The organism is Rheinheimera pleomorphica (genome assembly GCF_011634895.1).
GTDB lineage: Bacteria > Pseudomonadota > Gammaproteobacteria > Enterobacterales > Alteromonadaceae > Alishewanella > Alishewanella pleomorphica.
In genome coordinates this window covers 123,960-140,886 of sequence record NZ_SIRR01000001.1, presented here as the reverse complement: position 1 = coordinate 140,886, position 16,927 = coordinate 123,960, and the positions used below count along the sequence as shown (strand labels likewise).

The window sequence follows — 16,927 nt, the reverse complement described above, 5'->3', positions numbered from 1 at the left end:
GGATAACGTCTATGCCTCTTTCTGCTACGCTGGAGTTTATTGGTGCTGCTCAGCAGGTGACCGGTTCCTGCTATCTTATCAGGCTGAATAATAAACAAATATTACTCGATTGCGGTATGGTGCAAGGCGCTGACCAAATTCGCGAATGGCATAAATTCCGTTTTGCCTTTAAACCCAAAGATATCGATCTGGTGATACTGTCGCATGCGCATATTGACCACAGTGGCCTGCTGCCGCTGTTAGTTGCACGGGGATTTGATGGCAAAATACTTTGCACGCCCGGCACGGCAGAGCTGCTGCCGGTGCTGCTAAAAGACTCAGTGCATTTGTATTTAAAAGATTTAGAGTGGCAAAACAAAAAAGCCGCCCGCGCCGGTAAAAAAATACAAGATCCGGTGTTATCGGTACACGACGCCGAGCGGGTGGTGCAGCTGTGCGAAACACTGGGCTATAAAAAGCGCATTACGCCTTTACCCGGGCTTGAGCTGGAATTTTGTGATGCCGGCCATATTCTTGGCTCTGCCATAGTGCAGCTGTGGCTAAAGGGTAACAAAGCCATGCGTAAGCTGGTGTTTTCCGGCGATTTAGGTAACCCGGCCACGGTGCTAATGCACGACCCGACCGACATCGGTCAGGCTGATATCGTGCTGATGGAGTCGACCTACGGTAACCGTAACCACCAGAATATTGATAACTCGTTGGACGAAATGGCGCAGGCGTTAGAGCAGGCTAACCGTGATGGTGGCAACGTGTTTATTCCGGCTTTCGCGCTGGGCCGCTCACAGGAAATTTTGTACTATCTGGCACTGCTGCATCATCAGGGCCGGTTAAAGCAGCGGATGATTTTCTTAGACAGCCCTATGGCGATCAGTATTACCAATATTTACAACGATTATCTGCACTGCCTGGATCAGAAAGATTTAGCGGCGATTGGTTTTAAAAATGGTATGCAACTGCAGGATTTACTGCCAATGCTGCGTTTAACGGAAAGCGTGGAAGAGTCGATGGCGATTAATCGCGTTAGTGGTGGCGCTATTGTCATTGCCGGTAGCGGTATGTGTAACGGCGGTCGCATCGTGCACCATTTGAAGCATAATTTATGGAAAAGCTCTAACCACCTTGTTTTTGTCGGCTTTCAGGCTTATGGCACCTTAGGCCGTCGCCTGGTTGACGGCGAGCGGCGGGTAAAGCTGTTTGGCCAGGAAATAGTGGTAAAAGCCAAAGTACATACCATTGGCGGTTTTTCTGCCCACGCTGGCCAGAGCGAGTTGCTGGATTGGGCGCAGGCGATAGGCGGCCAGCCACAATTTTACCTGGTACATGGTGAGTTAGAAGCGCAGGAAGCTTTGCAGCGGGAGCTGGCTGAGTTGGGCATCCCAGCGCAAATTCCAACCAAAGGTGATGTAATTTCGCTGTAAGCGTTAAGATATATTTTGTTACTTTTGCGCTATGGTCAGGCACCTGTGGCTGCTTTATAGTGCTGGCTGACTAATTCAGCCCAACACTTACGGAGCACTTATGCGAAGCCTCTTGTTATTATCCGGCCTGTTGTTGCTTGGCAACGCACTACAGGCGAGTGCTGCTGAGCAACCGGCGTTGGCCGACGAGGTTAAAGCCTTGTGGCAGGCTAATGATTATGCGGCAGCAGAGACGTTATTGGCGCCGCTAGTGACGAAAAAAACCAAAGACGCTCAGCTGCTGGCATTGTTGGGCCGCACTCAGGCCGGTTTGCAGAATATGGAGCGTGCTGAAGAGCTGCTGGAAAAAGCTATTAAGTATGATGCCAACAACGCCGATTACCAACACTGGTACGCTACGGCAAGTTGTAATCTGGCTGGCAGTGCCAGTATGTTTAGCGCTTTGGGTTATGCCAAACGCTGTAAAAAAGCCTATCAAGCCGCACTGACACTGGCGCCGGAAAACCCACGCAGTTATATCGCTTTGGGTAGCTTTTTAGCGCAAGCTCCTAGTATTGCCGGTGGCGATAAAGAGCAGGCATTAGAGATGGCACAACAGTTAAAGCAACTGGACGCACTGCAGGGCTGGTTGTTGCAGCTTAAGCTGGCTAATATAGCGGACGAGGCAGCATTTAACCAGTTCCTGGCAGATGCTGAGCTACTGCAAACCCGACCAGAAGCCTATTTTCAGCGTGCCATGCAGCTTGCTGCGCAAGATAACTACAGCGACGCTATCACCTTATTGCAGCAGGCGATACAGCAACCTGCAGTGGATAACGATGCCACAGCATCGATCAACGAAAGCCGGTATCAGCTGGCACGTTGCGCGGTGCTGGGCAAAACTGCGGTGGCAGAAGGCATTGCGGCTGTGCAGCACTACTTACAGGACAATCCGGCATCCGATCGCCACGATTGGGCTCAGTTGCGTTTGGCACAACTTTACCTGCTATCCGACCAGGCTGATAAAGCTGTCGCTATTACGCAACCTTTACTTGCCGCAACCGATGATGACAAACTTAAAGCTGAGCTGAAAAAGCTACTCTGATACACTAAAGGCCTGACGCTTATCAGGCCTTTTTTATGACACGTCCAACCCTCAATGCTATTCATCATGTGGCAATAATTTGCAGCGACTACGCCCGCTCTAAACGTTTTTATACCGAACTGTTAGGGCTTGAGATCCTGGCGGAGAATTACCGCGCCGCGCGCGACTCCTGGAAACTGGATCTGGCGTTACCCAATGGCAATCAAATTGAACTATTCAGTTTCCCCAATCCACCACCAAGGCCCAGCCAACCCGAAGCGCAGGGCCTGCGGCATCTGGCCTTTGTAGTAGATGATGTCGCCGAGTTTGCTGATTACTTAACGAAGCAAGGCGTAGCAGTAGAACCGATCCGCATCGACCAGTACACCGGCAAGCCCTTTACCTTCTTTCAAGACCCTGACGGCTTGCCGCTGGAGCTGTATCAGCGCTGATAGCTGTAGGGGCGCATAATTGCGCTTGGCAGCTCTATCATAAGCAACAATTTTCATCGGATTGCTTCAGCAAGATAAAGTGCTTGATTTACATTCAACCAGCGGCCTAGACTGGATTTAATTTTACAATTTTCAGAATGTTGGCAGTGCAGTTTGTGTATTTATTATTCGGATACGCAGCCATTTATTTTAGTTGTTGAGGTGATATGAAAAGCTCTTAAAAACACTGTTATCACTTGTACTATTAGGCATAGTATTTGTCACTTTATACGCTGCTTGCGTCAAAGTATGGGGACTTTTCATATCAATAGACCCGACTCTGTCTGCAGGTATCATTGCAGCCTCAGCTACTGTTCTCGTATCGGTTTTCACTGTAATGCTTTCAAAAAGGCAAGAGCATAAGGTGGAGATAAAAGCGCAATTAAGACAAAAGAAAGTTCCCGTTTATGAGCGAATTATCGAATTTATTTTTCTTATCACTTTTGCGGAAAAATTAGGTAAAAAGTTTCCCTCAGAAAGAGAGATGGTTCAGTTTTTTGCTGATACTACGCGCGATCTAGTAATTTGGGGCTCAAAGGATATGGTTAAAGCTTTTGGAGATTTTAGAAATCAAATAATTGTTCCTCAAATCACTTCAGAATCATCACAGATTAACGCAGGAGCGAAGATTGCGGAGGCATCCAGAATCATGGGCGCTGTAGAGGATTTACTTTTTGCAGTACGTAAAGATTTAGGCCATAGTACAGCCGGTGTAAAACGCGGTGATCTGCTTAAGCTTTACATTAACGATGTTGAAAAGTACTTTCCCCAAAGTTAATAAAAAAGCGAGTGTTAACTATATTCATCAACACGCACTCCAACAAACGGGTTACAAGCAAGATGATTTTGCTGCTAAATACCCGAGATAACAAAATCCAGTGCGGCAATAATTTCACTGCGATAGGTCGATAAGTCATCAGCTACAGCGCCGAGTTGGCGGCGATCTATCCCAGCCAGATCCTGGGTCATGGCGATAAGCTGTTCGCCATTTAATGTCAGGGCCGGGTTAAGCCGGCTCAGGCTGATCGTGCCAACCAGGTCGGCGGGGGAGAGCGGTATCACCACTGTAGTCTTCAGCTCGCTTAATAACTCGCTTTGAATATCCAGCAAATACGGATACTGCTCGTGTGTAACGGGGTTACTGTTAGCGTAAGCGGTAAACTGCGCCATTAGAACTTCCTGACACTATCACTAAAAGTGCCGTTCGTTTCAACAAACTGGTTGTAAGCTGCAATAGCGTCTTTATTCTCGCTCAGCCATTGTGCACGCTGGGCGCTGCGTAGTTGCTCGGCTAACGCCTGCTCCAGCGTGGCGGACAGGTTGATATTCAGGCCGCGGGCTTTTTCCAGTAAGTCGCTGTTTATACTCAAATTAGTAGGTTTTTTTTGTGCCTGAGTATTGTATACATGGTTCATTGCTATACTCCATACCTGATATGTGCATAGCTTATGCGCATAAAAGCTGAAGTGCAAGGTGCATACTGTGATTCAGATATTGTCAGATAGGGGCTTCAGGCCCCTGTCTAACCACCTTATCAGCTGGCGATAACCTGGGTCGGCTCGATATCCTCACTGGGGTAACAGCCTAACACCTTAATAAATTTGGTAATTTTATTCAGTTCTTCCAAAGCGCGGGTCATAGCGTAGTCATTCAGGTTGGCAAACACATCAACATAAAACATTTCTTCCCACGGGTTGCCGTTTATCGGCCGCGATTCCAGTTTGCCCATGCTAATACCGTGTTGTTTTAGCACGAGTAATGCATCGACCAGTGCACCGGGCTGCTGGCCGGTGTACATAATAAAGGTGGTCTTCGCCGGTATGGCTTTGGCCACGCTAACTGGTTTGCGTGCGACCACAATAAAGCGGCTGACGTTGTCTTTCTGGTTGGCTAAATCACGGGTCAGCACTTCAAGGCCATACAACTGGCCGCCTTCTTCGCCGCCAATGGCAACAACGGTTGGGTCTTGCTGTTGTTTAATGCGGTTAAAAGCATCGGATGAACTGTCGCAGTATTCTATTTTTACCTGTGACAAGCCTTGCAAATATTGGCTGCACTGCGCGATAACCTGCGGGTGGGCACATACCTGACGAATTTTAGTTAAATCAGTGCCTGGCAGGCCAAGCAGGCAATGGGCGATAGGGTGGGTTAGCTCACCAACGATAGATAAACGGGTGTGCTGCAGTAAATCGTACACTTCGTTAATACTGCCCGATGAGGTGTTTTCTATCGGTAGCAGGGCGTAATCGGCATGGCCGGTTTCCACTGCCTGGACAATTTCGTTAAAACTGTCACAGCCTTGCTCGATAATACGCTCGGCGCGGCGGGTAAAGTATTTCTGTGTTGCCCAGTAACTGTAAGAGCCCTGGCCGCCTAAAAAGGCCACCCGCACCGCAGGTTGGTTGGTGCCGTTTAGCTGGCCCTGAATTTTTGCTTGTTGCTGTAATACTGAGTCTTCAATAATCACATGATACAGGCGGGTGACATATTGGGCGTCGAGCCCCAGCGGTTTGCCCTGTTCAATTAACGATACCAGCAATTCCTGCTCGCGCTTCTGATCGCGGATCGGTTTGTTTTGTGCCAGCTTGGCATCGGCTACCGCCAGTGCCAGCTTGCGGCGTTTTGCCAGTAAGCCCAGAAGCTGCTGATCGGTGTCGCTGATCGCGTGGCGTATTTCATCCAGTTCCATGTTAATTCTCTTTGTGTAAGTAAAATAAGCAAAAAAAAACCTCCCGGCGTGGGAGGTTTTCAGGTTTTACTGCGCGCGCAGCTTACCGCCTCCCGTAACAGGTGGTAAAGCGAAAAAAGCTGAGCGCGATAAATACAGTTTTCATGGCTGCTAACATAGTCCGTCTGGATGGCTAAAGTCAACCCTGTGGCGTTAACAGCAACTGATATTTTTTCTCGCCGGGTAAAAATGGCAGTGCTACTTCGTTTAACCAGTACTGATGGTCGGCGCGGTAAAACGGCGATAGCGGATGGCCCGACTGGCCGGCCGGGATGGTTAAAATACCTAAATGCTCCTGCCCGGGGGCTACTACCATACGTTGCGACTGGCCAAAGCCGGGTTTTTGTACCCGCGGCATATGGCTGTCGCCATTAAGGGGTGTTGCGGCCATATTAAGCCAGTCACCCAGCACCGGTACAGCGCTGGCCAGCGGGTGCACAATGCGCGCAGTGTTAACGCGGCCCCAATTGCTTTGGCTTAGGCTGCCGTATTGCTGCTCCAGTTGCGTTTTGCTTTGCAACACCGCTTCAAGCAGCAACGCATCCCAACTGGCATAGGTTTCAGGTAGGGTGTCGCGACGGCGCTGTTGCAACATAGCCCAAAGCGGGGTTTCCAGCGAATATTTTAAATCCTGACTGCGGGCGCCTTGTTGCTCCAAAAGGGCAGAGAGCGGGGCAAACTGTAGCTTTAGCAATTGCAAGCGAAAGGCACGCACCAGGCTGTAGCCAATATCATCGACGCTGGCATGCTGAGCACTGTTCACCAGATACTGGCGGTATGCCTGCAACTGATGCTGCTCTACAGTGTCGTTGTCCAGCACGTCCAGTAGCAACCGACGCCAGCGCTGCAGCATCACAGCACGGTTATCCAGCTGGATAGCATGTAACGCCTGCTCATCTACCTGCTGCAGGGCATTGAGGCCTTGCTGGATCTGCCAGCCACGGGCACCTAAATCGTAACCACCATTGCCAATAATATTGTAAAAATCTCCGCCAATCATCCGGGCATTGGCGGTCCATAAGCGGTCGCTGTCAGTAAGACTTAGCTGCTCTGCCTGGTCTATAACGCCAAACCAGCCCTGACGGCCATCGCTCCAGTCCTGGGCGGTGTCAAAATCATCAAGCTGGCGCCTGGGAATGCGGTTGGTCAGGCGCCAGCCAATGTGACCTGAGCTGTCGGCCAGCATCAGATTCTGCGATGGTATACCAAAGCTGGGGGCCAGTGTCAGCGCCTGCTGTGCACTGTCAGTTTGCTCCAGCGCCAGCAGGTTAAAGTTAACCGCTTGCGCATCATAACCTACCCAGCGCAGGGCATAGGCCGGGCTGTCGCCAAAGCGCACAACCGGCCCCCAGACGGTTTCTGCCAATTCAATGGTCTGGTCGGCGCCGCCGGCTACTTTGATGGTTTCGTAGTGATATTGCAGGTTTTGCCAGCCCTGCGGTGTTAAATAGCGTTTGCCATCATCAGATAACTGCAGGGCAACCAGGTCATGCCAGTCTGCCGTGCTGTTGGTAAAACCCCAGGCCAGTTTACCGTTCGACCCCACCACCACGGCAGGTGCGCCGGGCAGGGTTAAACCGGTTACCGTGCGCATTTTATCGCTATCGCGCCAATTGAGCTGAGCTTTATACCAAATGCCGGGCACCCGGCTGCTAAGGTGCATATCGTCAGCTAAAATGGCGCTGCCGTGCGATGTTAAACGGCCAGACACGGCAAAGTTATTGCTGCCAATATCGGTGGCATCTTTCACCAGGCACTGATTGCAGGCACTGAGCTGTTGGCGCAGCAGCTGAGGGTAGGCTGTATCAGGCAGTGCAACCGGTGCCGTAACGCTATTATCCAGTGCCGCCTGCCAGATATCCGACTCTTGCTGTAAAAAACGGTACCAATCAGTAGGCACATGTTGTTTCAGCACTGTCATGGCATAGTCGTCACGACCAAGCTTACCTTGTAAATCCAAGTACATACTGTAAATGATCAGGAATGAGTCTGCCGCCTGCCAGGTGCTTGGTGTTTGCCGCAGTAACAGGTATTCAAAGGGCGGCAGGGGCAGGGCCGCTAAACCTTCATTGACGCCACGGCTATAATCGGCCAACAGTTGTTGCTCAGAGGCATTCAGTCGCGAGAGCGCCAGTTCTGCCCGTTGGCGAAAACGATGCCGGCGCAGGGCTTTGTCGGCATCCAGAGCGCGCTCGCCAAACAATTCGGCCAGTTCGCCGGCGGCATTGCGGCGCAGTAAATCCATTTGAAAAAAACGTTCCTGCGCATGGGCAAAACCCAGCGCAAAGGCCGCGTCATTGCGGTTGGCAGCATGGATGCTAAGGTAACCCAGGGCATCACGCTCCAGCCTGGCGGTGGTACTGATACTGCTGCTATGTTCACCGTCATAAGCCGGTACACTAAAATACAGTAGACTAAATACTATCGCCGCCGCTGCGGCCAGTACCAGCATTACAAAGCTCAGCAGCCATTTCCACCAATTCATCTTTAACACTCTGTGGTATAAAATCAAAAACTTAGCATATCGGAGACTGAACAAAATGTCACAACAACTGAAGGTATGGGATTTTGCCGTAAGGTTTTTTCACTGGAGCCAGCTGCTGTTAATTGCCGGCCTGTGGTATACCGGCGAAGAGGGGCTGATGGCTCAGCACCAGCTATTGGCTTATACCTTGCTGGCCTTGGTCGTGTCGCGTATTGTCTGGGGGATTATCGGCAGTGACACGGCAAAATTCAGCCACTTTGCGGCATCGCCCGCGGCAGCATGGCACTATTTACGCCGGCCTTATGCGGTTACCGGCCATAATCCGGCTTCTTTTTATATGATAGCGCTGTTAATCGTGCTGGTATTGGTGCAGCTGATAAGCGGCCTGGCAACTTTTGACAATAGCTACCTCAGTGATGGCCCTTTAGTAACGGTGTTACCCGCCACTTGGGTTGAGATGGCCTCTGAGGTGCATAAAATTAATATCAACATATTGCTGGCAGCCATTTTGGTGCACATTGTTGCCGCGTTGTGGCACAGTGTGCGGGTACATAATGTGTTGTGGCTGATGTTAAGCGGTAAAGCACATCACAGTACTGCGCTTAAGATTAAACTGAAGAACAGTATCTGGTTTTTCCTGCTTTTCGCGTTGCTGCTAACAGTGCTTTATTACTGGCAGGGGGCGGCGTTAATGGCGCTGTTATAACACAGCGCCACCACAGCCTTAGTTTTTATAGTTGTCGTGACAGGCTTTGCAGTTACGGGCAAAAGTGCCAAAGGCTTTGCGGATTTCGGCTTGCTCGCCGCTATCGGCCGCGGTTTTTAGCGCCATGGCGTCGGCAGCAAGTTTTTCACCGCGGCTGTTAAAATCCTGCAGGTTTTGCCAGATCTCAGCTTTAGCATCACCACCCGCTTGTTCGGCTCCGGGTACTGTAAAAGCCTCCCAGGGCAAGGTAGTTAAGGTGGCCAAAGCCGTGGCGCGCTTATTTAGCCGCGCGGCATCATATTGTACTTCGCCTTTTAACATATCACCGATATCGGCCATATTGTGGCGGATCAGCTGGAAAGCTGACTGGCGATATGTCACGCTGTCTTTTGCATCGCTAAATGCACTTTTTGCAACAGCTGGAGCTGAACACAGGGTGAATAACAGGGCTGTCAACAGGGGTTTTTTCATCGTTTCATTCTCTTTTGCTGAATTTACATGCAATAATGACGTTGTCATATCTTAACAGATTGCAATATCTTGCCAATAATCAATAGTTTTACAGGATCAGGCAGCATAAGTGAAGGATGTTAATTTTACTAAACCAAGCGGAATGGACTCACTGGGCCGGAAATTTGCGCTGGTGGTATTTGTCGCTATTGTACTAGCCGGTTTTGCTATTGGTTATGTGGTGCTGATGTTGCAGCAAAATATTGCACTGCAGCAACAGCAAGCCGTAGTACAGCAGGGGGCTAAGTTAATAGCGCAGCAATTAAATGCTGACTTGCTGCAAAAAGAGCAAAAAGCCCTAGCGGCCAACCAGATAGTAATGCGTCAGCTGGCGCAAGCGCCTCTGCAAGCACCGCTTAGACTGACAGCTGCCGCCGATGGCAGTGTGCGGGCGCAGGATGACTATTCCGCCGGCTTTGTCGCTGCAGAGCGCTATACCGACCGCACTGCGGCGTTATTTGATCGTACCGGCGAATTATGGCAACAGTTAGCGCCGCTGATGCTGCATGATTTCTTTAATTTCTACTTTATCGCTAAAGAACAGTTTATCCGCATTGCGCCAGCCGATTGGGCATTGCAGGTGGAAACCACGCATAACTTTCATCAGGACCTGTTTTATCAGATTGCTACCCCAGAGCAAAACCCGACCCGTCAGCCGCGTTGGACGCCGGTGTACTTTGATAATATCTGGAAAAAGTGGATGACCAGCCTGATTATTCCGCTGTATATCAATGATGAATTTATCGGTGTGACCGGTGTTGACTATATTCTGGACGATATTATCAGCCAACTGCCAGCTTCTGCGGATAAGCAAACTCAGACGTTTTTGTTTGACCAAAACGGGCTGATTATTAGTTTGCCGCCCACTGATATGAATAGTCAGCTGCAAATGAACAGCCGTTATACCGGCCAGCCGCAAGCAAATGCCGCGTTGCAGCATTATGCGAATCAGGTAGCGCGCCAGCCTGAGGTTTCGCAATCGGCCGCCCAGCAAGCGTCAGAGCAGCTGATCGCCAGTGCGCCGGTAGAGCGGCTAAACTGGCATCTGGCAGTTTACAGCGACAAAGCGAAAGTGCTGGCAGCGTTGGGACAGTTTCGCAGCCGGTTATTAGTCACCTTTGTCGTGGTCGCTATATTGGTGGCTTTGTTGTTACAACTGGTGGTGTACCAGTTTATGTTGAAGCGGCTAAACCGGCTGTCTGCGGCGATTAACCGTTTGTCGCGAGGCGACTTACAGCAGATAACCCTGGATAGTAAGCCAGACGAAATTGGTTTGTTAAATCAAGCATTTGGTAGTATGTCGGCAGAGATATCCGAGCTGGTTGATGGCTTAAACGCACGGATAGAGGAAAAGGAGCAGGCCGAGCGTTCGGCACGTAAACTGAGTAAGGCCGTGTCGTTTTCCAGTTCTGGCATAGTGCTGACCGATCAGGCGCTGAACGTTGAGTATATCAACCCGTTTTTAACCGAAATGATAGGTTGCAGCACCGAGCAGCTGCAACAGCAACCGCTACACAGTCTGTTTGCCGAAGAGATGCACCATGTCGGCGAAGAAATTGCTCAAACCCTGGCAGAACGTCAACACTGGCGTGGCGATATGCTGCTGCAGTACCAGCAGCGCCAACTTTGGGTGTCGCTGGCTATAGCGCCAATTCGCGATGAAAAAGGCGAGATCAGCAACTATGTTTGCGCGATGCAGGATATCTCTTTTATTAAGCAAAGCCAGAAAAAAATGGAACAACTGGCCTACTATGATGTGCTAACCGGGCTGGCTAACCGCAGTTATTTTCGTGATCAGCTGCGCAAAGCCATCGCTATGTCACACCGCGGGTATTACAACTTTGCCCTGCTGTATTTTGACCTGGACGAGTTTAAACGCATTAACGACACCCTGGGCCACGATGCCGGCGATGAACTGCTAAAAGAAGTGGCGAAACGGCTGATTAGCCGGCTGCGTGAAGAAGACACCATTGCCCGCTTAGGCGGCGATGAGTTTGCGGTGATCTTAAGCGGCATTAAAGACCGTGGCCAGGCGTCATCGATTGCCACTAACCTGCAACAAGCCTTTGCGGCGCCGGTGAAACTGGGCCAGCATGAGGTGTCAATCAGCGCCAGTATCGGTATTACGGTTGCACCGGAGGATGCCGCAGAAGAAGAGCTTTTGCTTAAACACGCCGATTTGGCGATGTACGAGGCAAAAGCCCGCGGCAAAAATACGTTTCACTTTTTCAGCCCAGATTTAAACGAAGCGGCAAACGAGCGGCTGCTGATAGAAAATCAGCTGCGTGAGGCCATTCGTGAGCATCAGTTTTTGCTGTATTACCAGCCAAAGATTGATATTCGTGATAACAGCATTATTGGCTACGAAACCCTGCTGCGCTGGCTGCGGCCGGACAATACGCTGGTGCCGCCACTGCGCTTTATTCATGTGGCAGAAAGTACCGGCCTGATAGTGCAGATTGGCGAGTGGATTATCTGGGAAGCCTGCCGCTTTTTAAGCCGCCAGCACAGCCGCGGTTATGAAGTTACCTTGTCGATTAACCTGTCGGTGCGTCAGTTTAATGACGATAACCTGCCGGAAATTGTCGAGCGTATTTTAAAACGCACCGGGGCTAATCCGGCCAACATCATTTTTGAAATTACCGAAAGTATGCTGATGGGGGACACCGATGCGGCTATTAACCAGTTAAATCAGTTAAAGCGTCTCGGCGTGTCTTTATCTATCGATGACTTTGGTACAGGCTATTCTTCGCTTAGTTATTTAAAGCGTTTTCCGGTAGACGAGCTGAAAATAGATCGCTCGTTCGTCAAAGATATCCCGGATGATCGTAACGACATGGATATTGTCGCGGCGATTATCGCCATGGCACAGAAAATGAATCTGCGCGTGGTGGCAGAAGGGGTAGAAACGGCTGAACAGGTAGATTTTTTAAGAAAAAATGCTTGCTATCAGGTTCAGGGGTACTATTTCAGCATGCCGTTAGCCGAGCAGGAGCTGAGTCGCCTGAACTATGTTGTTAACAGTTAACCCTTAATTCAGGAACATGTTATGACCAAAGCCCGCCTGTCGCTGTTAAGCTCAGCGCTGCTGACGGTATTTACTGCTGGCAGCCATGCCGATCAGACTACGCCGTTGCAAGGTATTATCGACAAAACCCCTAATTTTATTGCGCTAACCGGCGCGACGGTATACACCGAACCTGGCAAAAAGCTGCAAAATGCCACTGTGCTTATTGCCGATGGCCGCATCAGCGCTGTCGGCACTAAAGTGTCTGTGCCGGCCGGTTATCAGCAAATTGACGCCAGCCGCTACACCCTGTATCCCGGTTTTATAGACCCTTACACCCAATACGGTATAGAGGCAGCTAAACCGGCGAAACCTGGCAGTTATCGCGATGCGCCGGTGTATAAAAATGAGCGCAAAGGTGGCAATGCCAGCAATGCCGCTATACATGCCGAGCACAACTGGGTGGACCAATTTCAGCCCGATAGTAAAGCGGCAGCTGAACTGCGTAAATTGGGTTTTACCGCCGCGCAATCGGCGCGCTTTGACGGCATTTTCCGCGGCCAGGCCTTTGTCAGCGCTTTAACTGACGGGCTCCCCAATGAGCTGATATTAAACCCGAATGGCCCGCAGTTTATGGCCTTTAGCAAGGGCAGCTCCAAGCAAAGTTATCCGTCGTCATTAATGGGTAGTATAGCGCTGATCCGCCAGACACTGAGCGACGCAAATTGGTATAACCAGGCTTATGGTAAAACCGATGTCCGCTATTTTAACGAGCCGATCGAGTTTAATGCCGCGCTGCAAAGCCTGAGTAATATTGAGCGGCAAGGGGCCATTTTTGAAACTGCTGATGACAGATCGCTGCTGCGGGCACATCAGCTGTTAACCGAGTTTAAGCTGGATAATGCCGCTATGGTGGGGTCCGGCTACGAGTATGTGCGGCTGGACGAGGTTAAAGCGATGCAGCGCAAGCTGATTTTACCGCTGAATTTCCCGGCAGCGCCAGCGGTAGAGCAGGTTGCAGATCAGCTGGATGTAAATCTGGCCGATTTACGCCACTGGGAGCGGGCGCCGGCCAATGCCGCCGCACTGGCCAACGCCGGGGTGCCTTTTGCCCTGACCACCTTTAAATTAAAAGATAAAAAAGATTTCTGGCCGAATTTGCGCAAGGCCGTACAACACGGTTTATCGGCGGATACTGCCCTGGCAGCTTTGACCACAGTGCCAGCTGCTATTGCCGGGGTGGCGGATAAAGTAGGTAAAATAGCGCCGGGATATCAGGCTGACCTGGTACTGGCCACTGGCGACCTGTTTGCGGATGGTGAAATTATCGCCACCTGGGTGCGAGGCCAGCAGCACAGCATTAAAGCTATTGCGCCGGTGCAATTTGCCGGTGATTATCAGTTAAATCTAAATGGTAAAGTGGTAAAAATCACCCTTAAAGGCGAAGCTGATAAACTCAGTGGCGAAGCCACTCTACTGGCTGCGCCGGCAGATGCCAAAGCGGTAAAACTGCAGCATATTCATACGCAGCAACAGCGCTTGCAGTTTAACCTTAACCTGACTGAACTCAGCGGCGATAAGCAGATTGCGCAATTTAATGGCCAGTTGCTGGACAACCAGCTAAGCGGGCTCTGGCAGCTGACTACAGGTAGCCAGGCTGTTACCGCGCAGCGTCAGCCGCTGCCGGACAGCAGTACGCCAGATAAGGCGGTTAAGCCTGACGTTAAGCTGATCTCCAGCATCACTTTCCCTAACCGTGCTTATGGCTTGCCGGCCTTAGCCAAACAGCAAAATGTGCATATTAAAAACGCTACGGTATGGACAGCAGAACAAGACGGTGTGCTGGAAAATACTGACGTTATAGTGCGCAACGGCAAGTTCGATAAGATTGGTAAAAACTTAAGCACTCCACGTGGTTTTGACGTGATTGACGCCAGCGGTATGCACCTGACTCCCGGCATGATTGATGAGCACTCACATGTAGCTATCGAAGCCGGCGTGAACGAAGGTACCGATGCGGTAACCTCAGAGGTACGCATTGGTGATGTGTTAAACCCGGAAGATATTAATCTGTATCGTGGTTTGGCTGGTGGTACCACAACTGCCCAGCTGCTGCACGGCAGCGCCAACCCTATTGGTGGCCAGGCACAGGTTATTCAGTTCCGCTGGGGCGAGAGCGCCGAGGGCCTGAAAATGCGCGCGGCACCGCCGAGCATTAAGTTTGCTCTGGGCGAAAACGTGAAACAGTCAAACTGGGGCGATGCCTTCACCGAGCGTTATCCGCAAACCCGGATCGGTGTTGAAACCACTATCCGTGATGCCTTTGTCGCCGCCAAAGAGTACAACGCCAAACTGGCGGCCTATAACAAGCTGTCAAAACGCCAGCGCGAGCAGGTGGCACCACCACGTATTGATTACCGCTTACAAGCCTTGGTTGAAATTCTCAATAAACAGCGCTTTATTCATACCCACTCTTATGTGGCGTCTGAAATTCTGATGTTAATTGAGCTGGCCGATGAACTGGGTTTTAGCATTACGACCTTTACCCACATTCTGGAAGGCTATAAAACGGCCAAAGAGATGGCGGCACACGGCGCCAGCGCGTCAACCTTTGCCGACTGGTGGGCATATAAAATGGAAGTGCAGGACGCTATACCCACCAATGCCTGTTTAATGGCAGAGCAGGGTGTAAATGTCAGCATTAACTCGGACGATGCCGGTTTACAGCGCCGGTTAAATCAGGAAGCGGCAAAATCGGTGATGTATTGCGGTATGAGCGAGCATGATGCGCTGAAGATGGTCACTATAAACCCGGCGATGCAGCTTAAAATAGACGGCGTAACCGGCTCCATCAAAGTGGGTAAACAGGCCGACTTCGTACTGTGGAATACCCATCCGTTATCGGTGTACAGCCAGGCGCAGCAAACCTGGATTGGCGGTACCAAGTACTTTGATATCAATATTGATAAGCAGCTTAAGCAGCAACTGGAAGCCGAAAAAGCCGCCTTGGTACAAAAAGTACTGAACGCCGGTGATGCGGCTAAAGCCGGTGATAAAGACGCTTATAAGCAAGAAGAGCCAGAGTGGCATTGTGAAGATCAGGGCGACTGGTGGCAAATTGGCCAGCATTTGCACCGTCACAGCCATAGCCACTAAGGAGACGCAGCATGACATTTAACAAAATTTGTTTAAGTTTATCGGTTGCCGCTATCGCAGGTCTGAATATTGGCAGCGCTGCGGCCCATGATATGGTGCCGGGTAAAGCACAAAGCAGCCCGCTGTTATTAACCGGTCTTACCGTGCACACGGTAACCAACGGCGTAAAAGCCGACACCGATGTGCTGATTATCGATGGCAAAATTGCTGCACTGGGCCAGGGTTTGGCTGCGCCTGAGGGCGCCACTGTGCTGGCTCTGGACGGTAAGCATTTGTATCCGGGCTTAATCGCACTGGCTAACCAGCTGGGGTTAATAGAAATAGAAGCGGTACGCTCAACGGACGACTCAACCGAGGTAACGCAAACTAACCCGGACATTAAAGCCAAGGTGGCTTATAACGCTGATTCAGAAGTGATCCCCACCATCCGCAGCAATGGCTTTGCCTACAGCATGGTGTATCCGTCCGGCAGTATGCTGATGGGGCAATCGAGCTTAATGCAGCTGGATGCCTGGAACTATCAGGATGCGGTTGTCGCCGATGGCACCGGCTTGCATGTGCGCTGGCCTAATGCCAGTACGTTGGGCTCACGCTGGAATCCGAAACCGGCCGACGAAGTACGTAAAGCCAATGCTAAGCAACTGGAAGCGTTGCAGCAGTACTTCAAGGATGCCAAAGCTTACTATGACGCCGAGCAGGCCGGGTTAAATAAAGGCGTAGACTCACGCTGGCATGAAATGCTGGCGGTGTTTGATGGTAAACGGCCACTGTTTGTGCATGCGGATGATGAGCGGCAAATTCGTCAGGCCATGTTACTGGCGAACGAGTACCAGCTAAAGCTGACTATCGTCGGTGGCCGTGACAGCTGGCGCCTGGCAGAAGAGCTGGCAGCAGCTAAGGTCGCGGTAATTTACACGGCGCCTTACGGTTTGCCAACGCGCGGTGACGAAAACTACAGCCAGGCCTTTGTAGTACCAAAAACCTTGCAGGATGCCGGCGTACAATATGCGTTGTCATTAGATGGCTACTGGGATACGCGTAATCTGGTGTTTGCAGCTGGCCAGGCTATCAGTTTTGGCTTAACCCAGGAGCAGGCGTTACGTTCTGTTACCATTAATGCCGCGCAAATTGCCGGTGTTGCCGATAAAATTGGCAGTATCGAGGTGGGGAAGGCCGCCAGCCTGGTGGTGTCTGAAGGGGATATCTTCGACTATCTGGGGCATAAGGTGACTCATCTGTGGATTGATGGCCGGGCGGTTGATTTAAATAACCGTCATAAGCAATTACATGATAAGTACCAGCAACGGATAAACCAGGGGTAATTTGCTACCCTGGTTTTAATACGCGCTTATTCAGTGCCAGC

General features: G+C 50.8%; 13 protein-coding genes. 8 read left to right on the top strand and 5 right to left on the bottom strand.

Features of this window, described 5'->3' with window-relative positions:
* Positions 1 to 11: 11 nt before the first annotated feature.
* The 4 genes from EYB30_RS00700 (at position 12) to EYB30_RS00685 (ending at position 3,750) form a co-directional block, all read left to right on the top strand.
* A complete protein-coding gene (locus tag EYB30_RS00700) occupies positions 12 to 1,418 on the top strand; it encodes an MBL fold metallo-hydrolase RNA specificity domain-containing protein (RefSeq protein ID WP_166835957.1) in 1,407 nt (468 codons plus the stop codon).
* A 100-nt stretch (positions 1,419 to 1,518) separates the two neighbouring features.
* The gene (locus EYB30_RS00695; RefSeq protein ID WP_166835955.1) at positions 1,519 to 2,502 is read left to right on the top strand and encodes a tetratricopeptide repeat protein; all 984 of its coding nucleotides are present in this window, start codon (positions 1,519 to 1,521) and stop codon (positions 2,500 to 2,502) included.
* Between the two features lie 35 nt (positions 2,503 to 2,537).
* Complete coding sequence (gene gloA2 / locus EYB30_RS00690) at positions 2,538 to 2,933, top strand: SMU1112c/YaeR family gloxylase I-like metalloprotein (protein WP_166835953.1); 396 nt, start codon at positions 2,538 to 2,540, stop codon at positions 2,931 to 2,933.
* 403 nt (positions 2,934 to 3,336) lie between these two features.
* Positions 3,337 to 3,750 carry a hypothetical protein gene (locus tag EYB30_RS00685; protein ID WP_166835951.1) on the top strand — a complete coding sequence of 138 codons (414 nt, stop codon included), beginning with the start codon at positions 3,337 to 3,339 and terminating at the stop codon, positions 3,748 to 3,750.
* Between the two features lie 74 nt (positions 3,751 to 3,824).
* On the opposite strand, the gene EYB30_RS00680 is transcribed toward EYB30_RS00685, so the two are convergent.
* The 4 genes from EYB30_RS00680 to EYB30_RS00665 all read right to left on the bottom strand — a co-directional run bounded on the left by EYB30_RS00680 (position 3,825) and on the right by EYB30_RS00665 (position 8,185).
* Positions 3,825 to 4,142 (bottom strand): CcdB family protein, encoded by a 318-nt coding sequence (locus EYB30_RS00680; RefSeq protein WP_166835949.1) that lies wholly within the window; start codon positions 4,140 to 4,142, stop codon positions 3,825 to 3,827.
* Positions 4,142 to 4,387 carry a type II toxin-antitoxin system CcdA family antitoxin gene (locus EYB30_RS00675; RefSeq protein WP_166835947.1) on the bottom strand — a complete coding sequence of 82 codons (246 nt, stop codon included), beginning with the start codon at positions 4,385 to 4,387 and terminating at the stop codon, positions 4,142 to 4,144. The genes EYB30_RS00680 and EYB30_RS00675 overlap by 1 nt, the downstream gene beginning before the upstream one ends.
* Positions 4,388 to 4,506: 119 nt before the next feature.
* On the bottom strand, positions 4,507 to 5,661 hold the full coding sequence (locus EYB30_RS00670; RefSeq protein ID WP_166835945.1) for a chorismate mutase: 1,155 nt from the start codon (positions 5,659 to 5,661) through the stop codon (positions 4,507 to 4,509).
* Positions 5,662 to 5,839: 178 nt separating this feature from the next.
* A complete protein-coding gene (locus EYB30_RS00665; protein ID WP_166835943.1) occupies positions 5,840 to 8,185 on the bottom strand; it encodes a penicillin acylase family protein in 2,346 nt (781 codons plus the stop codon).
* A 55-nt stretch (positions 8,186 to 8,240) separates the two neighbouring features.
* Between EYB30_RS00665 and EYB30_RS00660 the strand changes: the two genes are divergently transcribed.
* Positions 8,241 to 8,891: a cytochrome b/b6 domain-containing protein gene (locus tag EYB30_RS00660; protein ID WP_166835941.1), complete on the top strand. Its 651-nt coding sequence runs from the start codon at positions 8,241 to 8,243 to the stop codon at positions 8,889 to 8,891.
* A gap of 18 nt (positions 8,892 to 8,909) precedes the next feature.
* On the opposite strand, the gene EYB30_RS00655 is transcribed toward EYB30_RS00660, so the two are convergent.
* Positions 8,910 to 9,362, bottom strand: coding sequence for a c-type cytochrome (locus EYB30_RS00655; protein WP_166835938.1), 453 nt, complete (start codon positions 9,360 to 9,362; stop codon positions 8,910 to 8,912).
* A gap of 109 nt (positions 9,363 to 9,471) precedes the next feature.
* On the opposite strand from EYB30_RS00655, the gene EYB30_RS00650 reads away from it, so the two are divergent.
* From EYB30_RS00650 to EYB30_RS00640, 3 genes are read left to right on the top strand one after another with little or no spacing between them, the layout of a single operon-like run.
* The gene (locus EYB30_RS00650; RefSeq protein WP_166835936.1) at positions 9,472 to 12,429 is read left to right on the top strand and encodes a bifunctional diguanylate cyclase/phosphodiesterase; all 2,958 of its coding nucleotides are present in this window, start codon (positions 9,472 to 9,474) and stop codon (positions 12,427 to 12,429) included.
* A 21-nt stretch (positions 12,430 to 12,450) separates the two neighbouring features.
* Positions 12,451 to 15,564: an amidohydrolase family protein gene (locus EYB30_RS00645; RefSeq protein ID WP_166835935.1), complete on the top strand. Its 3,114-nt coding sequence runs from the start codon at positions 12,451 to 12,453 to the stop codon at positions 15,562 to 15,564.
* 11 nt (positions 15,565 to 15,575) lie between these two features.
* Positions 15,576 to 16,886, top strand: coding sequence for an amidohydrolase family protein (locus EYB30_RS00640; protein WP_166835933.1), 1,311 nt, complete (start codon positions 15,576 to 15,578; stop codon positions 16,884 to 16,886).
* Positions 16,887 to 16,927 lie beyond the last annotated feature (41 nt).